Consider the following 17,124-nt stretch of genomic DNA (forward strand, 5'->3'; position numbering starts at 1 on the left):
GATATATTTATAGAAATTTTTATTAGCTTGTAATTAATTGATCTGTATTCACAATCATAACATCCAATACCTTTGACAAATCTAAATCATACGGCTTAACTTTAAGACCATTTTCTTTCAGTACTCGAATAATAGGACGTTCAAACATTTGATAATTTTGTTGGGCAACTACGCCTTCACTGCCATCACTTAAATACACCGTTAACCCGTTAGGATAAAGTGCAACGGTCTTTTTAAAGGTTTCAACAAGATGCATATCGAATTGAGTCCCCGCTCCAGTATATAATATTTCTAACCCTTCATGGGGTAACATTGCATCTCGATATACTCGATTACTTGTCACTGCATCAAAAACATCTGCAACACCAATAATTCTCGCAAATGGGTGAATGTCATCAGCTTTTATACCTCTTGGGTAACCAGATCCATCTAAGCGTTCATGATGCTGATAAGCACAGTGCGCAACAAGTAGTGGAATATTATGAGCTTTTCTTAGTAAATCAAATCCATATTCTGTATGTGCTTTAACAAGCTTAAATTCCATATCACTAAGTTTTCCTGACTTATTTAAGATTTCATCAGGGATAATTATTTTTCCTATATCATGTAATACTGCTCCTAACCCTAATTGCTCCAGATCTTTATCCTTCAATTTCAATTCCTGTGCTAATGCAAGAGTATACATGCTTACGTTTAATGAATGAGAAAATACATAGTCATCAATAATTAATAAGTCAGATAAATAATGAATAACATCATCATTTTTACTTAATTCATTTGCGATTTCTTTTACTAATTGCTCTAATTTCAAAGCAGCTTTTTCTAACAAATAATTATTTTTTGTGAGATCTTCTGATTCAAAAGATCGGAATGTCTCTTTGATTTTTTGAACCGCTTCGATCCTCTGTTGATCAGGAATCGGAGGGTGAACAATGATATCATCTGTATCCTCTTCACGAGTAAATACATAGGTTATCCCTGAACTTTTCAAACGATTAACCATTGATTCGGTTAATCGGATATTTTTTTGTAGTAAAACCCGACCCCGGGCATCATAAATCGGTTTTGCTAATTCAATTCCTGCTCGAATAAATTTTGTTGGAACTAATCTCATTTTCACACACCCATTGGCCATTTTGGTAAAATTTTATCAGATAATGTCGATATAATCTACTATTTTTTTGTTCGTTTTCTTCATTAATTAGATGAACTAGTTAAAATGACCCTTATTCGTTCGTTATTTTTATTAATGCTTCTTCAATAAGCATTCCTTCTTTCCAACCATATTTCTTGGAGTGGTTGGTTATTTTATCCAGCCTAGCTTGTTGTAATTCCTCTATCGTTTTGACACCGATAGCTCTACCTGCAACAATCGGACGATCTGTCAAACGGTCATTTAATAAATCTACATCTAAAGCTCCACACATTACATAGCCCACATCATTCGCAATTATTAATAGGTTCGTATGTGGTATCTTTACCGTAATAGCTGTAAAAGGATGATTCTTTATAAATACTGGTCTCATTTCCATCATAAAAAACACACTCCTCTCCATATTAGAAAAACTTAACTTATCACCTAAGCCTTTGGTGTTTACTTCGTTTTTCTTATTCCATACACCATAAAAATTTTATAAATTCTTATACTGTAAAATATGAAGAGAGTGTATAACATGTGTTTATAGGACTCTTACGACCTTAAAGCATCCGCCAGTAAATCTCTCATAAATTCCGGTAAATAAAATTCCTTTGTTGTAGACCTTGCAATTTCTGGGAACATTTTTCCAAACGTGAACATATCAGCAGTCGCAAAAGTATAGATTTTATCATGTTCCATTTCTTGCCCGTTAAAGGTCACATGTTGAACATGCTCTATTCCCGCTTCGTCTATCTCCGTATCAATATCAATACCACTAAATATAAACTTCCCCAATACTTTGCCACGAAAGCCAAAGCCCTTTAATTCAAAGTGCATAAGAGACTCATCGTAAGCACCACGTACAACTTCTAGTATTTCAATGCCTCTAAGTTTTACAGTACATGGATTGATTGGGTGCGGACAAATCCGGTGTATATCTCCATAGGTAACATAACCTTCTTCTATGTTTTCTAATAATATCCCTGCATTGAGCATCCCAATATCTGCATTTGTCCAGTCTTTTAATTTATTTGTTAGCGATTCAATAATAGGAGTCTGTTCAAACCAATCAACAGTTAAACTGCTTTCTAAGAAAGTTACTGGCTTATTTAATAATGCTTGAGCTGACTGACTTATTTTTTTAAGTTTATCCACGGTATTTTTATCTTGGCTAAGATGTTCAGTCTCCACTGTATAGGCGTGTTTATTCACTATTTTATCTAAGTGATGGTCCCATTCAATATGTACTTCTCCCACATATTTACCATATTTTCCAGCAGCGGTTAATAGTGTATTATTAACCTCTTCCCCATTTTTCAATAAATGGTGGGTATGACCACCAATAATAAGGTCAATCTCCGGATATTTTTCTGCGATTAATTGGTCTTCAGACAATCCCAAATGAGAAAGTAAGATGAGAATATCGGCATCTTTTTTCAAATGATTAATTTCGCGGATTAAATAATCGTATGGTGATTCTACTTGCCAGCCTAAAGGATGATAAAAAGCATTAAAAGGAGCTGTCAGTCCAAATATTTTGATCTTTAAATTCTCCTTCGTTTCTATCGAGATACTATTTTGCAACCAAAACGGTTTTGCTTTATTTACTGGTTTTAAATTACCGCAAGTAACTTGAAAATTAGCTTGATCATATAAATGATATAAATGTTCATGTTCCAGCGTAATCCCTTCATTATTACCGATAGTTGCAAAATCAAAGCCTGCATCGTTTAATAATTCAACATTAGCTTTTCCGTTGTATGCTTCAGCAATTGGATGGAATCGATCTACATGGTCTCCTATATCAACCATCCAGCTTTGTTCATTTGCTTGGTTATGTTGTTTTTTCTTCTCATTAAAATAATGGACAATATTCGGCCATTGCTCAAAGTGACTATGTAAATCATTACAGTAATAAAAATGGATATGTTCGATCATGAAGACAAGCCCTCCCTAAAACAAACCTTGCCAAATTAAGCGTACACCAATCAATAATACGACAGTTCTTAATAAATACTCAACGGCTTTACCGGACAGATGCTGATTAATTTTCGCACCTAATATTCCACCAAACCACGCACCTGGTATAAATGCCCATACATACATCCACTCTATATGCCCCAATGCAATGTGGGTACCAGAGCTTACGATACTAAGTGCTAAAATCATAAACATCGAAGTTGCAGTTGCTATATGAGGTGGAAAATGGAACAATATGATCATAGTCGGAACCATCAAAGAGCCTCCACCTATTCCGAAAAAACCGGACAGCATTCCAACAGTAAAAGCAATAGCTATTGCAATAAGCGGTGAAAAAGTATAGCGGTAAGTGGTATCCCCTATTCTCACCTCACGAACCACTTTATGTGAAGTGTTTATATTTATGTCTTCTATCTCTTGTTTAGGTGTCTTTTTTATTAAGAACATAGAAAAGATCAATAGCATAAATAATCCTAAAAACAACGAAAACATATCTGTTTCAACAAACTGATTTAACCATGCCCCCAATACACCACCCGGCAGACTGCCTGCAATAAAATATAACCCGCTTTTATAATCTATTCGTTTGCTTTTTGCATAAGTGTAAGTGGATGACAAAGCAGTAAATATCATTATAATCAAAGATATACCTACAATCGTACTGGCATCCGCCCAATCAAACAAAGGGGTTGTTGAGTGAAGAATTAGTAGAATTGGCACAAGGATTACCCCTCCACCAAATCCTACTATACTCCCTAACATAGCTGACAATAAGCCAATTAATAAACAAATAATAATAACCAAATGCTATCCCTACTATCTCATATCTTAGTTGTTTAAATAAATTACTCCTCTCAATTATAAACGTAACGGAGTAAATTATCCAATTGAGGAATTTGCTTATGGGATATCCAGTGATAATTCGTTTAACTGTTGAACTAAAGTTTATTAGATTGCTTCAGTCCATCATGATACTGCCTTCTTTGTGGGTTGACAAACAATATTAATTAAGTTTCCCACGCAAAAAACCCTTGCACAATCAAAGTTGTGACAAGGGTTTTTTTTCTTTCTTAACCGATAGATCCTTCCATCTCGAACTTGATAAGACGGTTCATTTCTACCGCATATTCCATTGGTAGTTCTTTAGTAAATGGCTCGATGAAGCCCATTACAATCATTTCAGTAGCTTCTTCTTCCGAAAGACCACGGCTCATTAGATAGAATAATTGTTCTTCCGATACTTTAGAAACTTTTGCTTCGTGCTCTAATGAGATGTTATCATTTAAAATTTCATTGTAAGGAATCGTATCTGAAGTTGATTTATTATCCATAATTAATGTGTCACATTCAATGTTAGAACGAGCACCCTCTGCCTTACGTCCAAAGTGTACCATACCAAGATAAGTTACTTTACCACCTTGTTTAGAGATCGACTTAGATACGATCGTTGAAGACGTATTAGGCGCTAAGTGATGCATTTTAGCACCTGCGTGTTGGTGCTGTCCTTTACCTGCTAATGCAATGGAAAGAGTATTTCCACGAGCACCCTCACCTTTTAGAATAATGGCAGGATATTTCATGGTTAACTTAGAACCAATGTTACCATCGATCCATTCCATCGTTGCATTTGCATCACATGTTGCACGTTTTGTAACCAAGTTATATACGTTGTTAGCCCAGTTTTGAATGGTTGTGTAACGGCAATATGCGTCTTTCTTAACAAAGATTTCAACAACCGCACTGTGTAGAGAGTTTGTTGTATAAGTTGGTGCTGTACAACCTTCTACATAGTGTACAGAAGCACCTTCGTCAACAATGATTAACGTACGTTCAAATTGACCCATGTTTTCAGAGTTAATTCGGAAATACGCCTGTAGAGGTGTCTCCGTTTTTACGCCTTTTGGTACGTAAATAAATGATCCACCAGACCATACTGCAGTGTTTAATGCTGCAAATTTATTATCAGACGATGGAATTACTTTTCCGAAATACTCTTTAAACAGATCTTCATTTTCTTTTAACGCCGTATCAGTATCTTTAAAGACAATACCTAAGTCTTCTAGATCTTCTTTTAAATTGTGATATACAACTTCTGATTCGTATTGTGCAGATACACCAGCAAGGTATTTTTGCTCTGCTTCAGGGATACCTAATTTATCAAATGTTTGTTTAATTTCATCAGGTACTTCATCCCAAGAACGTTCAGAACGCTCAGACGGTTTTACGTAATACGTAATTTCATCAAAGTCTAATTCTGAAAGATCGCCACCCCATTGTGGCATTGGTTTTTTATAAAACTGCTCTAATGCTTTTAAGCGGAAATCTAACATCCACTGTGGTTCTTCTTTCATGCGAGAAATTTCTTCTACTACTGCACGTGTTAGACCTTTTTCAGTACGAAAAATCGAAACATCTCTGTCATGAAAGCCATATTTATATTCGCCTATTTCAGGTGCTTTTTTAGCCATACTATTACCTCCTATATTAGGATTTCATTGTGCCTATTGTTCTTCGTCAGCTGCGACTGCTTTTTCCATTGCCTTCCACGCCAATGTTGCACATTTGATTCTTGCAGGAAATTTTGAAACACCTTGTAATGCTTCAATATCCCCAAGATCGAAATCCACATCTTCTACGTCTTCACCTAACATCATTTGAGAAAAAACGGATGACATTTTTAATGCATCATTTACATTTTTCCCTTTTACTGCTTGTGTCATCATAGAAGCCGATGACATACTGATCGAACACCCATCTCCTTCAAACTTAGCATCTTTAACTATGTCATCTTCAATTTGAAGGTGCAATTCAATGCGATCACCGCATGTTGGGTTGTTCATATCTATTGTAACAGATTCTTCCGCCATAGTTCCACGGTTACGAGGATTTTTATAATGATCCATAATAACCTGTCTGTACAATGTATCTAAATTATTAAATGACATCGCCGAAATACTCCTTCGCTCGCTGTATTCCTTCAACTAATCGGTCAACATCACTTTCATCATTATATAGATAAAAGCTTGCCCTAGCTGTAGCTGTTACATCTAACCATTTCATTAAAGGCTGTGCACAGTGATGACCAGCTCTTACCGCAATACCTTCCGCATCAAGAACTGTCGCTGAATCATGCGGATGTACACCCTCAATGTTGAAGGTTACCAAACCACCGCGTTCTTTTGGTCCATAAATAGTCAGACCATCGATTTCAGTAAGTTTTTCCTGTGCATATTTCGCAATTTGCTGTTCGTGTTCCAAAATGTTATCCATACCAAAATCAGTTAGGAAATCAATCGCTGCTCCTAAACCAATTGCACCAGCGATGATCGGTGTTCCACCTTCAAACTTCCAGGGAAGTTCTTTCCATGTGGAATCGTAAAGACCAACGAAATCAATCATTTCGCCACCAAATTCAACTGGTTCCATCTCTTCCAACAATGCTTTTTTACCATAAAGTACACCAACACCGGTTGGACCGCACATTTTATGACCAGAAAAAGCATAGAAATCACAATCCAAGTCTTGCATATCTACTTGCATGTGAGGAACACTTTGTGCACCATCTACAACAATAACTGCTCCATTTTCGTGAGCAATCTGGGCAATTTCCTTAATCGGATTAATTGTTCCTAATACATTAGAAACATGTGTTACAGCAACCATTTTCGTTTTATCCGAAACAGTGGAACGGACTGCATCCAATGTAATCGTTCCATCTGCTTCCATTGGAATATACTTTAGTGTTGCGCCTGTATATTTCGCTGCCTGCTGCCAAGGAATAATATTACTATGGTGCTCCATTTCAGTAAGGACAATCTCATCACCTTCTTGTAAAACGTGACGAGCATATCCATAAGCAACCGTATTAAGTGAGGTTGTCGTTCCGCGGGTAAAGATAACTTCTTCCGTTGAACTTGCATTGATAAAGGTTTTTACCTTATCACGTGCCCCTTCGTATTGATCGGTTGCTCTAGTACCTAGTGTATGAACACCACGATGTACATTGGAGTTATGTTGTTTGTAATAAGCTTCCATAGACTCGATAACAGAAATTGGTTTTTGTGATGTTGCTGCTGAATCAAGGTAAACAAGTGGATGACCGTTTACTTCTTGATTCAAAATAGGAAATTGCTCACGAATAGCTTTAATAGTCATTAGTAGACTTTCCTTTCGATAACCTCAGTCAATTGTTCACGTACTGCTTTAATCGGAATTTCCTTAACAACTGGTGCTAAGAAACCATGAATAATTAAACGCTCAGCTTCTTTTTGAGAAATACCGCGACTCATTAAATAGTATAATTGAACCGGATCAACACGGCCTACAGATGCTGCGTGTCCTGCTGTTACGTCGTCCTCATCGATTAACAAGATCGGATTCGCATCACCTCGAGCATCCTTGTTTAACATTAAAACTCGAGACTCTTGCTCAGCATCTGATTTTGATGCACCATGTTCGATTTTTCCAATTCCATTAAAAATCGTTGATGCACTATCTTTCATAACACCATGTTGAAGAATGAAGCCTTCACTTTGTTTACCAAAATGTACAATTTTAGCTGTATAGTTTTGAGACTGATTACCACGGCCCACAGATACAGTTTTTGCATATGAATTTGAATTATCACCAATTAGGTGTGTAACATTCTCAGATACCGTGTTACCATCATTCATCTGTCCAAGGTTCCACTCAATACTTGCATCACGGTAAGCAACTCCACGACGATTTACATAAACCGTTGTACCTGCTGCAAAGTTATCTACAGATCCAAAGTTAATGTTGGCATTATCATGCGCAATTACTTCCGTCACAATATTTGCTACTGCATGTTCTTCTTTATTTTGTGAAATATAGTTCTCCACATACGTTAAAGAACTGTTCGCTTCTGCTACTACAATCACATGATTGAAAGAAGCTGCTTCCGGATCTTCTTGCCAGAAAATAGCTTGCAATGGCTCTTCAACTTGTACGTTTTTCGGTACATATACAAATACGCCACCGTTCATTAAAGCTGTGTGTAATGCAGTTAGTTTGTGTTCATCAATTTGTACAGCATCTTTCATATAATAGCGTCTTATAAGATCACTATGTTCATGTAATGCCGTCTGAATATCTGTCAATATCACACCTTTTTCTGCTAAGCCAGAAGCAAGTGATTTATACGCAACAGATTGATTACGTTGGATAACAAGATTTTCATTATGATTTTCCATATCCAAGAACACCTGAATATCTTCAGGTAATTCATTTAGTGAGTTAATTGACTCACCATTGACGTCATGCTTATAATCATCAAATTTCCAACGCTTGATACTAGTTTTATCCGGTTTTGGCATTTCAAGTCCTTCTGCCAAATCAAGAGCTTGCAAACGCAACTCTTTCATCCATTCCGGTTCATTTCTATTTTCTGAAAATGATCGGACATAGTCCTGATCATATGGCAGTTTAGTTTCCACAGTCATACGATACCTCCTACCTTACGCTTTTTGTTCTACAGTTTCATCTTCAATTCCAAGTTCTTGCTTGATCCAGTCATAACCTTCCGCTTCTAAGCGTTGAGCTAATTCTGGTCCACCAGATTTTACAACACGGCCGTTCATCATCACATGTACTTTGTCTGGTGTGATGTAATCTAACAAACGTTGATAGTGCGTAATGATCAAGCAACCGAATGACTCATCACGTAGTTTATTGATACCTTTTGATACTACTTTTAATGCATCAATATCAAGACCAGAGTCAATTTCATCAAGGATACCGATAGCTGGCTTCAACATCATTAATTGAAGAATTTCGTTACGTTTTTTCTCACCACCAGAGAAACCTTCATTCAGGTAACGTTGTGCCATGTTTTTATCCATTTCAAGATAATCCATTGCTTCGTCCATTTCTTTAATGAATTTCATTAAAGAAATTTCGTCACCTTCTTCACGGTGTGCGTTAATAGAAGAACGTAAGAAATCAGATGTTGTTACACCACTAATTTCACTTGGATATTGCATTGCTAAAAATAGACCAGCTTGTGCACGCTCATCTACTTCCATTTCCAATACATCTTCTCCATCAAGTAGTATTTCACCTTGTGTTACTTCATATTTAGGATGGCCCATGATTGCAGAAGCTAATGTTGATTTCCCTGTACCATTTGGTCCCATTACTGCGTGAAATTCGCCACCTTTAATGGTTAGATTAACACCTTTTAATATTTCCTGACCTTCTATTTCAACATGAAGATCCTTAATTTCTAAAGTAGAACTTGCCATATCTACATACCTCCAAAGCTTTTAAATGTGATTTGAAGTGGAATTAAATCCATTCTCACTTTATTCTCATTATAATCTTATACTATTTCGAATCTATAATCAACCATTTTACCGCTATTGGAAACGACTGATTTCAATTATTCCGTTTGTTATTATACCACAATTAATCGGCATTTATCGATTTATGCGATATTCAGAACTAAGATTTTACAATTAATTAACCATACCGCAGTTTCTGTTCTTGAATCCTCCATTCTACACTGTTGTTGTTAAAAATAAAATAGCAGTTACTTGTGGAAAAGTAACTGCTGATTATAATGTCTATTTTCATATCATTTTTATTTATATTCCAATTCCTCAACCGTTTATTATTATCTGTGAACTAAACGTTCTACTTCTTTCACAACATCCTGGCTTTTTTGGTAGCTAGTTTCTCTTTCTTTTTCTACATCTAATCGTTGGGAAAGTTTACGGCTATATTCCGCATAACCTACTCCGTGCGATTGATGCATCGCTTTTTCCATTTCCGTTGTGTACTGTAGATTTAATTGGTCACTAATAATAAATCAATCCTTTCTTTATTTGACAATTATTATTGTAACATCTTCTTACATAGTGACCAAACTTGATGAAAGAACATTTGTAAAGATACACAACCACTTGCAATCATATATATCCATGAGAAAAATGTTTGGTATAAATTCTTACAAATTGCTTGATTTTATTGCTGAATGCTCTGTTTTTGCTTCCAACTTTCCAAAACATTGTGTAATTTAGTCACCGATTCAAAAGCATACAACAGATCGACTACTAAGCCTTCTTTCACTAATATTAATGCAGGTACACTCTGAATTTTATTATGCTTCATGAATTCCGGAAAAAAGGAGGCATTCATCCGGTAAAAGGACTGTGTATGATCTGATTCTTCCAATATCGTTAACATTCGTTCAGCTAATTGACATGTCGCACAAAAAGGTGTGTGTACGAAGATGATCAGAACTTCCTCATGATGTAACAGGTCATTCCAACTTTCCTTTTTTATATCAATCATTTCTTGTCTCCTTATTTTATAAGTAATTTGGGTTTATCATAATATGGGATGAAACAAGTGCTACTGCTAATTCAGATTCGGGTGTAGCAGCCACTTCACGATACGATTTGTCAATGAAAATATGAATCGCATGTGGTAACTCTTTGGATAATTGTTTTCTTAATTTCTTACCAGCATTATCTTCGTCAACTAGTATAAAAACATCCCGATAATCCATATTAAACATTTCAATTAAATTTTCCAAACGTTCAACATTAATTGTTCCATTTGTACATACAATTTCTACTTCTTCATCCACTAATTTTGCTACTTTTTCTTTATCAGATCTACCTTCCACTATGATCACTTTTATTTCTTGTTTTGACAATTGGCTCACCTACTTCATCAAAGTTCAAATAAAACCAAAAGCTATTATTTTATTGTATGGATACACTTGATCAAGTTATGACAGACGATTGATAGTTGATTAAAAAATATAGCATTCGCTACTTGCGAATGCTACCTGTTTGTTACGCTTCATTGATCATTTTATCATAATCTTCAGCAGATAATAATTGATCCAGTTCTTCTTGATTACTAGGTTCAACCACAATCATCCACGCTTTTTCATATGGAGAATCATTTACTAATTCTGGATTATCCTCTAATTCGCTGTTTACTTCTACTACCTTACCAGACACAGGTGCATATAATTCTGAAACAGTTTTTACTGATTCGGCACTTCCAAATGGTTCATCTGTTTTCACTTCATCTCCCACTTCTGGCAGTTCGATAAACACAATATCCCCTAATTCTGATTGTGCATGATCTGTAACACCGATTCTTACTTTGCCGTCTTCTTGATTCACCCATTCATGCTCTTTTGAATATAAATAATTTTCTGGTAAACTCATGGAAAATCCTCCTAAATAGTTACTTTTATAAAGTGAGACTATGATCAGTGTGTTATCGCCTGTTATCCCTAAACGTATCCTTATATTACTTGAAGTGGGGTCTTACAGACGGTTAGCACCGTGATAAATAGTTCAATTAATTCCAGTTTTGCTCGAAAGTTTCCTCTTGAAAACCCACGGTCACTTTGTCTTCACCAACTGTCAGCGGTCGTTTCAATAACATACCATCTGAAGCTAAATACTCAAGCATTTCGTCCTCTGTAGCATCAGTTAATTTATCCTTCAAACCCAATTCACGGTATTTCTTACCACTGGTATTAAAGAATTTTTTATATGGTAAACCACTTTTATCAATTATATTTTTCAATTCTGCATTACTTGGTGGGTTGTCTACAATATGTATAGCTTCGTAATCAACTTGATGTTCATCTAACCATTTCTTCGCTTTTCGGCATGTCCCACATTTAGGATACCAATAAAACTGAACTGTCATCCATAACTCCTCCTCGTCGTCGTTGCTATTATTTTAACGAAAAGATTGGATAAAAATCAAATGATCACGTTGGAATTTCATGACAATATCGAAAAATTTATAACAACAAATACCTAATCACTCATTTTACCAATATCCTTTTTATTTATTTCGATGGGTGTTATCTGTGCATTTTTTGCCTACATGAGTTCACTTTTCTCCATTTCGATATTTTACAAACCGTAATGATTACGATAAAATGATTATAGATTGAAAAACGAAGGTGATAATTATGTCAAAACCAATTGTAGAAATGAAAAGTGTCAGCTTTTATTATAACGAGCGACAAGCTTTAGCAGATGTCAATTTTATAATAGATGAAGGTGATTTCATCGGACTGGTCGGACCGAATGGTGGTGGTAAGACAACGCTTATCAAACTATTATTGAGGATGGAAAAGCCAACTTCCGGGACCATCGACCTTTTCGGTAAACCAATTCGTAAATTTAAGGAAAAAAGTAAATTAGGTTACGTTTCGCAAAAAGCTAACACCTTTAATCGCGGCTTCCCTGCTACTGTGGAGGAAGTCGTAACAATGGGACTGACTTCCAAGCTAGGTTATTTTAAACGGATATCACGTCAGGATAAAAAACGTATTTATGAAGCAGTAGAAAAGGTAGGTATGGCTGATTATCTTTTCGAAAATATCGGAAACCTTTCTGGAGGACAACAGCAGCGGATTTTTATCGCAAGGGCACTTGTCAGTGATCCGAAATTATTGATCCTAGATGAACCTACTGTAGGTGTTGATGCCGAAAATGTTGATAAGTTTTTTGACTTATTACATGAATTAAATCAACAAAATATTACCTTATTGTTGGTAACTCATGATATTGGAACCATGACACATCACGCTTCCAGAGTTGCCTGTTTAAACAAAACACTACATTTTCACGGCAATCCTAATGAATTTCAAACCCTTTCCAAAGATCAACTATCGGATTTTTATGGTCACCCACTAAATCTAGTGACCCACGAGCATTAATGGAGGAACAATTATGTTAATGAATTTACTTGAATATGAGTTTTTAAGGAATACCGTCTTTACCGGGATTATTATTGGAATTATCGCTCCATTACTAGGTGCTTTTATTGTAGTACGCAGACTATCTTTGATAGCTGATGCGTTATCTCATGTTACACTTGCAGGAATAGCATTTGGTTTACTTCTAGAAAAAAAGACTGGTGCGATGTTGATTACACCCTTTTATTCAGGGTTAGGTTTTTCTATTATCGGCTCCGTGATTGTCGAACGCTTGCGTAGTGTTTACACTGCATTTCAAGAATTGGCAATCCCGATTATTTTGTCCGCTGGTGTTGGGTTAAGCGTCATTTTTATTTCGATGGCAAATGGATTTAACACAGACTTGTATAATTACTTATTCGGCTCAGTTTCAGCAGTCAGCAGACAGGATTTATACAGTATTATTATTATAGCTATTATAGTTTGTGCTGTTATTTTCTTATTATATAAAGAATTATTTTTATTATCCTTTGACGAAGAGCAAGCCGTGGTAACTGGTATACATGCTAAAAGAATCCATTTTATCTTTATTGTTTTAACTGCATTGGTGATTGCTGCTTCCATTCGTATTGTTGGTGTTCTATTGGTTTCTGCATTAATGACGTTGCCAGTTGCAGCCAGTATTCGTATCGCAAAGGGATTTAAACAAACGATTATTTATGCAATAATATATGGAGAAGTATCTGTTATTTTAGGATTAGTAGCTGGATACTACTTGGAAATACCACCAGGCGGGACCATTGTCATGATACTCATACTATTATTAATAGCTACGATAATCACAAAAAAATGGATAGCCAAGACCAAAAGTAGAAAGCATCGCTTACAAACGGGGTGATCGAGTGAATACAAATGAAGCACTTGGTATTTTAAAAGAAAAAGGTTATAAATATACGGATAAACGAAAACATATGATAGATTTCTTTGTCGATGAAAATCGGTATTGTACAGCAAAAGATTTATTGGAAAATATGGAACCCAACTACGAAGGAATAAGCTTTGATACTATTTACCGGAATCTGCATTTATTTGATCAGTTAGGTATTTTGGAATCAACGGAATTAAATGGTGAAAAGCACTTTAGGCTTAAATGTGACCACCATCATCACCATCATTTTATTTGCAAAAGTTGTGGTGTTACAAAAGAAATCCACCATTGCCCAATGGATCAAATATCTGAGGAATTAAAACAATATATGATAGACGATCATAAGTTTGAAATTTACGGTTTTTGTCCAACATGTCAATGAATAGAAAGCAAATAAAACTTCTTTTGGCAGTTGGGGTCGGTGGTGTGTTCGGAGCTCTACTGCGTTTTATCATTGCAGAAACTTTATCATTTATTAGTTTTCCTGTTGGTACAACAATTGCTAATTTAATCGGGTGTTTTGTATTAGCATATGCTACGTTTCACCCGTTTTTTAAAAATAAACTGCCACCATACACGTTTACGGCATTTACAACAGGACTATTGGGTTCTTTTACTACTTTTTCCACCTTTATTGCAGAGAGTGTGCTACTTTTAGATGAAAGTATCGCATGGCTGGTTCTTTATCTAGCGATACAAATTTTCGGTGGTGTAGGTTCATGTTTTATTGGTGCCATGTTAGCAATTAGTAAGGAGAAAATAGCATGAGTTATTTGTGTGTTGGTTTAGGTGGCTTCATTGGTGCCATTCTAAGGTATTTGTTAAGCTTACGATTCAATACAAATAAATATTGGCTACCAGTGGGAACATTGATTGCTAACTTCATTGGTAGCATTCTTTTCGCTTTTGCCTATTTATTTTATCAAGCGGACTGGATCTCATTATCGATATGGAGCTTTTTTGGTGTAGGAATTTGTGGAGCATTTACAACTTACTCCACATTTAGTGTTGAAGTCGTCACAATGCTAGAACAAAAGCAGTGGATCAAAGCACTACTTTATCTTCTTGGATCAGTTGCAATCAGCTTTGTTACGGTATTTACAATTTGGCAGGTAATTATTTTATAATCATGATCGGGCAGTTGATATGTTTAGCTGTTTTATGACTAACACTGCCTAAAACCATTTCTTGAAATCTATTTAATCCCCTACTCCCCATAATACAAAGGTCAGCTTCTTCACGCTTAGCGTATTGAACTATTTCATGTTTTGGATCACCAATAAGTATAATGGTGCGAAAATGAACATGGGCTTTCTTTAATTTTTGCTTAGTTAATTTTAACTTCTCTTCCACCACGCTCGCGAGATTAACCGGTTGTTTTCCTTTCTTTTCTTCGTTCATGACAATGACAACATCTAACCGATATTCCGGTACGCTTTTTACAAATTTAATAGCATGATCTGTTGCCTTTAATGCATGATCAGAGCCATCTGCAGCCAGAATTATTTTTTGGTACATCCCGCATTCTCCCTTTCTTTCCAATTCTATTATAGCAAAAACATTTTTTATTTTGAAAGCGTTATCTCAGTTTATGTTAGTATTTTTTTACATTTATTTTACATATTCCTGTTGTTCTTTACATTTTTTCGACATATGTTTGAAGTAAGGAATAGTTCCTAGGGGGGGAGACAATATGAAAATTGCCATCTTTACTGATACCTTTCTTCCAGATGTTAATGGTGTCGCCAAGACACTAGGGCGATTTACGAAGTATTTAGATCAAAGTAACCATTCTTATATTGTAATTTCACCAAAGCAAACTAGAAAAGAAATAAACGCTGGCCAAATCTACCGTCAATCCAGTTTTCCGTTTCCACTTTATAAAGATTGTCGGATCTCTTTACCAAATACCATTCATTTAAAAGAAATTATCAAAAAATTCCAACCTGATATCATCCACGTTGCCACTCCATTCTCAATTGGATTAACAGGGCTTCACCTCGCAAAAAAATATCAAATTCCAATTGTAGGATCTTATCACACTGATTTTGATCAGTATTTAAAATATTATCATTTAACTTTTTTATCTAAAGCACTCTGGCGTTATATGGAATGGTTTCATCAACCGTTTCTTCGTATTTTTGTTCCATCTTCAGTAACTTGTCATCAATTACAACAAAAAGGTTTTCAGCATTTACAGATTTGGCAACGCGGTGTTGATACAACTATTTTTCATCCGTTTTACTCTACTGAAGAAATCAGAAAGAAATATAACATTAAAGAACCATATATTTTAAGTTATGTTGGTCGATTAGCACCTGAGAAAAACGTAGAATTACTCCCACAGATTGCAAAGCAGCTTCCGGCAGAACTACAGGAAAACGTTCATTGGCTTATTGTTGGTGACGGTCCATCAAAAACTAACCTTGTGAAGGACTGGGAGTATAATGTAACGTATACAGGATTTTTACCACAGAAAGAGGTTGCGAAAATTGTTTCTGCTAGTGATATATTTGTATTTCCTTCTGAAACCGAAACGTTCGGCAATGTTGTTTTAGAAGCATTAGCAACTGGAACACCTGTTGTTGCAGCAAATGAGGGTGGCGTAAAAAATATAGTGCAAGAAGGTTTTACCGGAAAGTTATGTAATAGCCATGATATAGATTCATTTATTAACGCAATTAATTCGATATTATATGATAAGGATTGGCAATATCAGTTGGAACAAAATGCAATTAGATATGCACAAAAACAACGATGGGAAGACCGTTTCGAAGAATTAATCAGCACTTATCAATTTATATTAGAAGAAACAAAAACCAAACAAAAGCATGCTTAAACTGGCATGCTTTTGTTTTTCATAATTAAAGATTAGACAATTTTAAACTCTGTGCTCTAAACATCGAAGCTAACATATACTTCGAAGTACTTTTTTTGGATTTGCTTTCTTCCATTCTTTCCATAGGGAGTGCTGACATAACGCTTCGGCAGAATACTGCGCTTTCCGTGGGCACGGCTTCAGCTAACTTGGTAAAGAAACCCACTTTACCAAGTGGATCTTCAGCTCGTGCTGTTCCCACAGGAGTCTCCGCATTCTGCCTACGCTAATAACATGTCTCTTTCTTATTAAAGCAGAAATAAATCGGAAACCAATTCCTGTGTATTACTTCTCTCAAAAACCAGAACACAACACAAAGCGGAGGCAAGATCTATAGACTTCTCCGGGAACAGCTCGAGCCGATAATCCCGTAAGAAAAGTCCTTCGTTTTCTAAGGAAGCAGATCGCCGCGACCTCGTGGAAAGCGCAGTATCTTGCCATAGCGTATGCAAGCACTCATCTAAAATGAGAATGGGAGAAAGCTTTCTCTGAAAAAT

At 35.8% G+C, this 17,124-nt stretch carries 21 protein-coding genes; 6 read left to right on the forward strand and 15 right to left on the reverse strand.

All coding sequences use genetic code 11. The annotated features are described in order from the left end of the window. Positions 1-22: 22 nt before the first annotated feature. The 14 genes from ACTWP4_RS12005 to ACTWP4_RS12070 all read right to left on the reverse strand — a co-directional run bounded on the left by ACTWP4_RS12005 (position 23) and on the right by ACTWP4_RS12070 (position 11,818). Positions 23-1,114, reverse strand: a complete 1,092-nt coding sequence (locus tag ACTWP4_RS12005) for an HD-GYP domain-containing protein (protein ID WP_443129008.1) — start codon at positions 1,112-1,114, stop codon at positions 23-25. 112 nt (positions 1,115-1,226) lie between these two features. Further along, positions 1,227-1,535 (reverse strand): YunC family protein, encoded by a 309-nt coding sequence (locus ACTWP4_RS12010; RefSeq protein ID WP_443129009.1) that lies wholly within the window; start codon positions 1,533-1,535, stop codon positions 1,227-1,229. Positions 1,536-1,690: 155 nt separating this feature from the next. Beyond that, positions 1,691-3,076, reverse strand: a complete 1,386-nt coding sequence (locus ACTWP4_RS12015; protein WP_443129010.1) for a bifunctional metallophosphatase/5'-nucleotidase — start codon at positions 3,074-3,076, stop codon at positions 1,691-1,693. 15 nt (positions 3,077-3,091) lie between these two features. Next, positions 3,092-3,922 (reverse strand): sulfite exporter TauE/SafE family protein, encoded by an 831-nt coding sequence (locus tag ACTWP4_RS12020; RefSeq protein ID WP_443129011.1) that lies wholly within the window; start codon positions 3,920-3,922, stop codon positions 3,092-3,094. A 266-nt stretch (positions 3,923-4,188) separates the two neighbouring features. After that, a complete protein-coding gene (gene sufB / locus ACTWP4_RS12025; RefSeq protein WP_443129012.1) occupies positions 4,189-5,586 on the reverse strand; it encodes a Fe-S cluster assembly protein SufB in 1,398 nt (465 codons plus the stop codon). A gap of 33 nt (positions 5,587-5,619) precedes the next feature. Continuing rightward, positions 5,620-6,063 carry a Fe-S cluster assembly sulfur transfer protein SufU gene (gene sufU, locus ACTWP4_RS12030; RefSeq protein ID WP_443129013.1) on the reverse strand — a complete coding sequence of 148 codons (444 nt, stop codon included), beginning with the start codon at positions 6,061-6,063 and terminating at the stop codon, positions 5,620-5,622. Further along, a complete protein-coding gene (locus tag ACTWP4_RS12035) occupies positions 6,053-7,273 on the reverse strand; it encodes a cysteine desulfurase (RefSeq protein WP_443129014.1) in 1,221 nt (406 codons plus the stop codon). Before ACTWP4_RS12035 ends, sufU begins: the two co-directional genes overlap by 11 nt. Continuing rightward, positions 7,273-8,580 (reverse strand): Fe-S cluster assembly protein SufD, encoded by a 1,308-nt coding sequence (gene sufD, locus ACTWP4_RS12040; RefSeq protein WP_443129015.1) that lies wholly within the window; start codon positions 8,578-8,580, stop codon positions 7,273-7,275. The genes ACTWP4_RS12035 and sufD overlap by 1 nt, the downstream gene beginning before the upstream one ends. A gap of 15 nt (positions 8,581-8,595) precedes the next feature. Continuing rightward, complete coding sequence (gene sufC / locus ACTWP4_RS12045; protein ID WP_443129016.1) at positions 8,596-9,381, reverse strand: Fe-S cluster assembly ATPase SufC; 786 nt, start codon at positions 9,379-9,381, stop codon at positions 8,596-8,598. A gap of 371 nt (positions 9,382-9,752) precedes the next feature. Then, entirely contained in the window at positions 9,753-9,893 is a 141-nt protein-coding gene (locus tag ACTWP4_RS12050; RefSeq protein ID WP_443129017.1) for a hypothetical protein, read from the reverse strand. Between the two features lie 209 nt (positions 9,894-10,102). Then, complete coding sequence (locus ACTWP4_RS12055) at positions 10,103-10,432, reverse strand: thioredoxin family protein (RefSeq protein WP_443129018.1); 330 nt, start codon at positions 10,430-10,432, stop codon at positions 10,103-10,105. A gap of 16 nt (positions 10,433-10,448) precedes the next feature. Further along, the gene (locus ACTWP4_RS12060) at positions 10,449-10,799 is read right to left on the reverse strand and encodes a toprim domain-containing protein (RefSeq protein WP_443129019.1); all 351 of its coding nucleotides are present in this window, start codon (positions 10,797-10,799) and stop codon (positions 10,449-10,451) included. 142 nt (positions 10,800-10,941) lie between these two features. After that, on the reverse strand, positions 10,942-11,325 hold the full coding sequence (gene gcvH, locus ACTWP4_RS12065; RefSeq protein ID WP_443129020.1) for a glycine cleavage system protein GcvH: 384 nt from the start codon (positions 11,323-11,325) through the stop codon (positions 10,942-10,944). A gap of 136 nt (positions 11,326-11,461) precedes the next feature. Next, positions 11,462-11,818 carry an arsenate reductase family protein gene (locus ACTWP4_RS12070; RefSeq protein WP_443129021.1) on the reverse strand — a complete coding sequence of 119 codons (357 nt, stop codon included), beginning with the start codon at positions 11,816-11,818 and terminating at the stop codon, positions 11,462-11,464. 271 nt (positions 11,819-12,089) lie between these two features. On the opposite strand from ACTWP4_RS12070, the gene ACTWP4_RS12075 reads away from it, so the two are divergent. From ACTWP4_RS12075 to crcB, 5 genes are read left to right on the forward strand one after another with little or no spacing between them, the layout of a single operon-like run. Continuing rightward, complete coding sequence (locus tag ACTWP4_RS12075; RefSeq protein WP_443129022.1) at positions 12,090-12,842, forward strand: metal ABC transporter ATP-binding protein; 753 nt, start codon at positions 12,090-12,092, stop codon at positions 12,840-12,842. 13 nt (positions 12,843-12,855) lie between these two features. Continuing rightward, positions 12,856-13,719: a metal ABC transporter permease gene (locus ACTWP4_RS12080; RefSeq protein ID WP_443129023.1), complete on the forward strand. Its 864-nt coding sequence runs from the start codon at positions 12,856-12,858 to the stop codon at positions 13,717-13,719. Positions 13,720-13,723: 4 nt separating this feature from the next. Beyond that, positions 13,724-14,131: a Fur family transcriptional regulator gene (locus ACTWP4_RS12085; RefSeq protein WP_443129024.1), complete on the forward strand. Its 408-nt coding sequence runs from the start codon at positions 13,724-13,726 to the stop codon at positions 14,129-14,131. Further along, positions 14,122-14,517, forward strand: coding sequence for a fluoride efflux transporter FluC (locus ACTWP4_RS12090; RefSeq protein WP_443129025.1), 396 nt, complete (start codon positions 14,122-14,124; stop codon positions 14,515-14,517). Before ACTWP4_RS12085 ends, ACTWP4_RS12090 begins: the two co-directional genes overlap by 10 nt. Further along, entirely contained in the window at positions 14,514-14,876 is a 363-nt protein-coding gene (crcB, locus tag ACTWP4_RS12095) for a fluoride efflux transporter CrcB (protein WP_443129026.1), read from the forward strand. The genes ACTWP4_RS12090 and crcB overlap by 4 nt, the downstream gene beginning before the upstream one ends. Here the strand turns inward: crcB and ACTWP4_RS12100 are convergent. After that, positions 14,866-15,267 (reverse strand): universal stress protein, encoded by a 402-nt coding sequence (locus tag ACTWP4_RS12100; RefSeq protein WP_443129027.1) that lies wholly within the window; start codon positions 15,265-15,267, stop codon positions 14,866-14,868. The two genes, crcB and ACTWP4_RS12100, sit on opposite strands and share 11 nt — an antisense overlap. A 175-nt stretch (positions 15,268-15,442) precedes the next feature. Between ACTWP4_RS12100 and ACTWP4_RS12105 the strand changes: the two genes are divergently transcribed. Continuing rightward, positions 15,443-16,588: a glycosyltransferase family 4 protein gene (locus ACTWP4_RS12105; protein ID WP_443129028.1), complete on the forward strand. Its 1,146-nt coding sequence runs from the start codon at positions 15,443-15,445 to the stop codon at positions 16,586-16,588. The last annotated feature ends 536 nt before the right edge of the window (positions 16,589-17,124 follow it).

Origin of the sequence: Gracilibacillus sp. D59 (genome assembly GCF_052246695.1) — a bacterium.
In the GTDB taxonomy this organism is placed as follows: Bacteria; Bacillota; Bacilli; order Bacillales; family Amphibacillaceae; genus Gracilibacillus.

What these genes read in the sequence shown, in the direction of transcription:
- ACTWP4_RS12005 (WP_443129008.1), bottom strand. Translation starts at nt 1,114, where the DNA reads ATGAGATTAGTTCCAACAAAATTTATTCGAGCAGGAATTGAATTAGCA.
- ACTWP4_RS12010 (WP_443129009.1), bottom strand. Translation starts at nt 1,535, where the DNA reads ATGATGGAAATGAGACCAGTATTTATAAAGAATCATCCTTTTACAGCT.
- ACTWP4_RS12015 (WP_443129010.1), bottom strand. Translation starts at nt 3,076, where the DNA reads ATGATCGAACATATCCATTTTTATTACTGTAATGATTTACATAGTCAC.
- sufB (WP_443129012.1), bottom strand. Translation starts at nt 5,586, where the DNA reads ATGGCTAAAAAAGCACCTGAAATAGGCGAATATAAATATGGCTTTCAT.
- sufU (WP_443129013.1), bottom strand. Translation starts at nt 6,063, where the DNA reads ATGTCATTTAATAATTTAGATACATTGTACAGACAGGTTATTATGGAT.
- ACTWP4_RS12035 (WP_443129014.1), bottom strand. Translation starts at nt 7,273, where the DNA reads ATGACTATTAAAGCTATTCGTGAGCAATTTCCTATTTTGAATCAAGAA.
- sufD (WP_443129015.1), bottom strand. Translation starts at nt 8,580, where the DNA reads ATGACTGTGGAAACTAAACTGCCATATGATCAGGACTATGTCCGATCA.
- sufC (WP_443129016.1), bottom strand. Translation starts at nt 9,381, where the DNA reads ATGGCAAGTTCTACTTTAGAAATTAAGGATCTTCATGTTGAAATAGAA.
- ACTWP4_RS12050 (WP_443129017.1), bottom strand. Translation starts at nt 9,893, where the DNA reads ATGCATCAATCGCACGGAGTAGGTTATGCGGAATATAGCCGTAAACTT.
- ACTWP4_RS12055 (WP_443129018.1), bottom strand. Translation starts at nt 10,432, where the DNA reads ATGATTGATATAAAAAAGGAAAGTTGGAATGACCTGTTACATCATGAG.
- gcvH (WP_443129020.1), bottom strand. Translation starts at nt 11,325, where the DNA reads ATGAGTTTACCAGAAAATTATTTATATTCAAAAGAGCATGAATGGGTG.
- ACTWP4_RS12070 (WP_443129021.1), bottom strand. Translation starts at nt 11,818, where the DNA reads ATGACAGTTCAGTTTTATTGGTATCCTAAATGTGGGACATGCCGAAAA.
- ACTWP4_RS12075 (WP_443129022.1), top strand. Translation starts at nt 12,090, where the DNA reads ATGTCAAAACCAATTGTAGAAATGAAAAGTGTCAGCTTTTATTATAAC.
- ACTWP4_RS12080 (WP_443129023.1), top strand. Translation starts at nt 12,856, where the DNA reads ATGTTAATGAATTTACTTGAATATGAGTTTTTAAGGAATACCGTCTTT.
- ACTWP4_RS12090 (WP_443129025.1), top strand. Translation starts at nt 14,122, where the DNA reads ATGTCAATGAATAGAAAGCAAATAAAACTTCTTTTGGCAGTTGGGGTC.
- crcB (WP_443129026.1), top strand. Translation starts at nt 14,514, where the DNA reads ATGAGTTATTTGTGTGTTGGTTTAGGTGGCTTCATTGGTGCCATTCTA.
- ACTWP4_RS12100 (WP_443129027.1), bottom strand. Translation starts at nt 15,267, where the DNA reads ATGTACCAAAAAATAATTCTGGCTGCAGATGGCTCTGATCATGCATTA.
- ACTWP4_RS12105 (WP_443129028.1), top strand. Translation starts at nt 15,443, where the DNA reads ATGAAAATTGCCATCTTTACTGATACCTTTCTTCCAGATGTTAATGGT.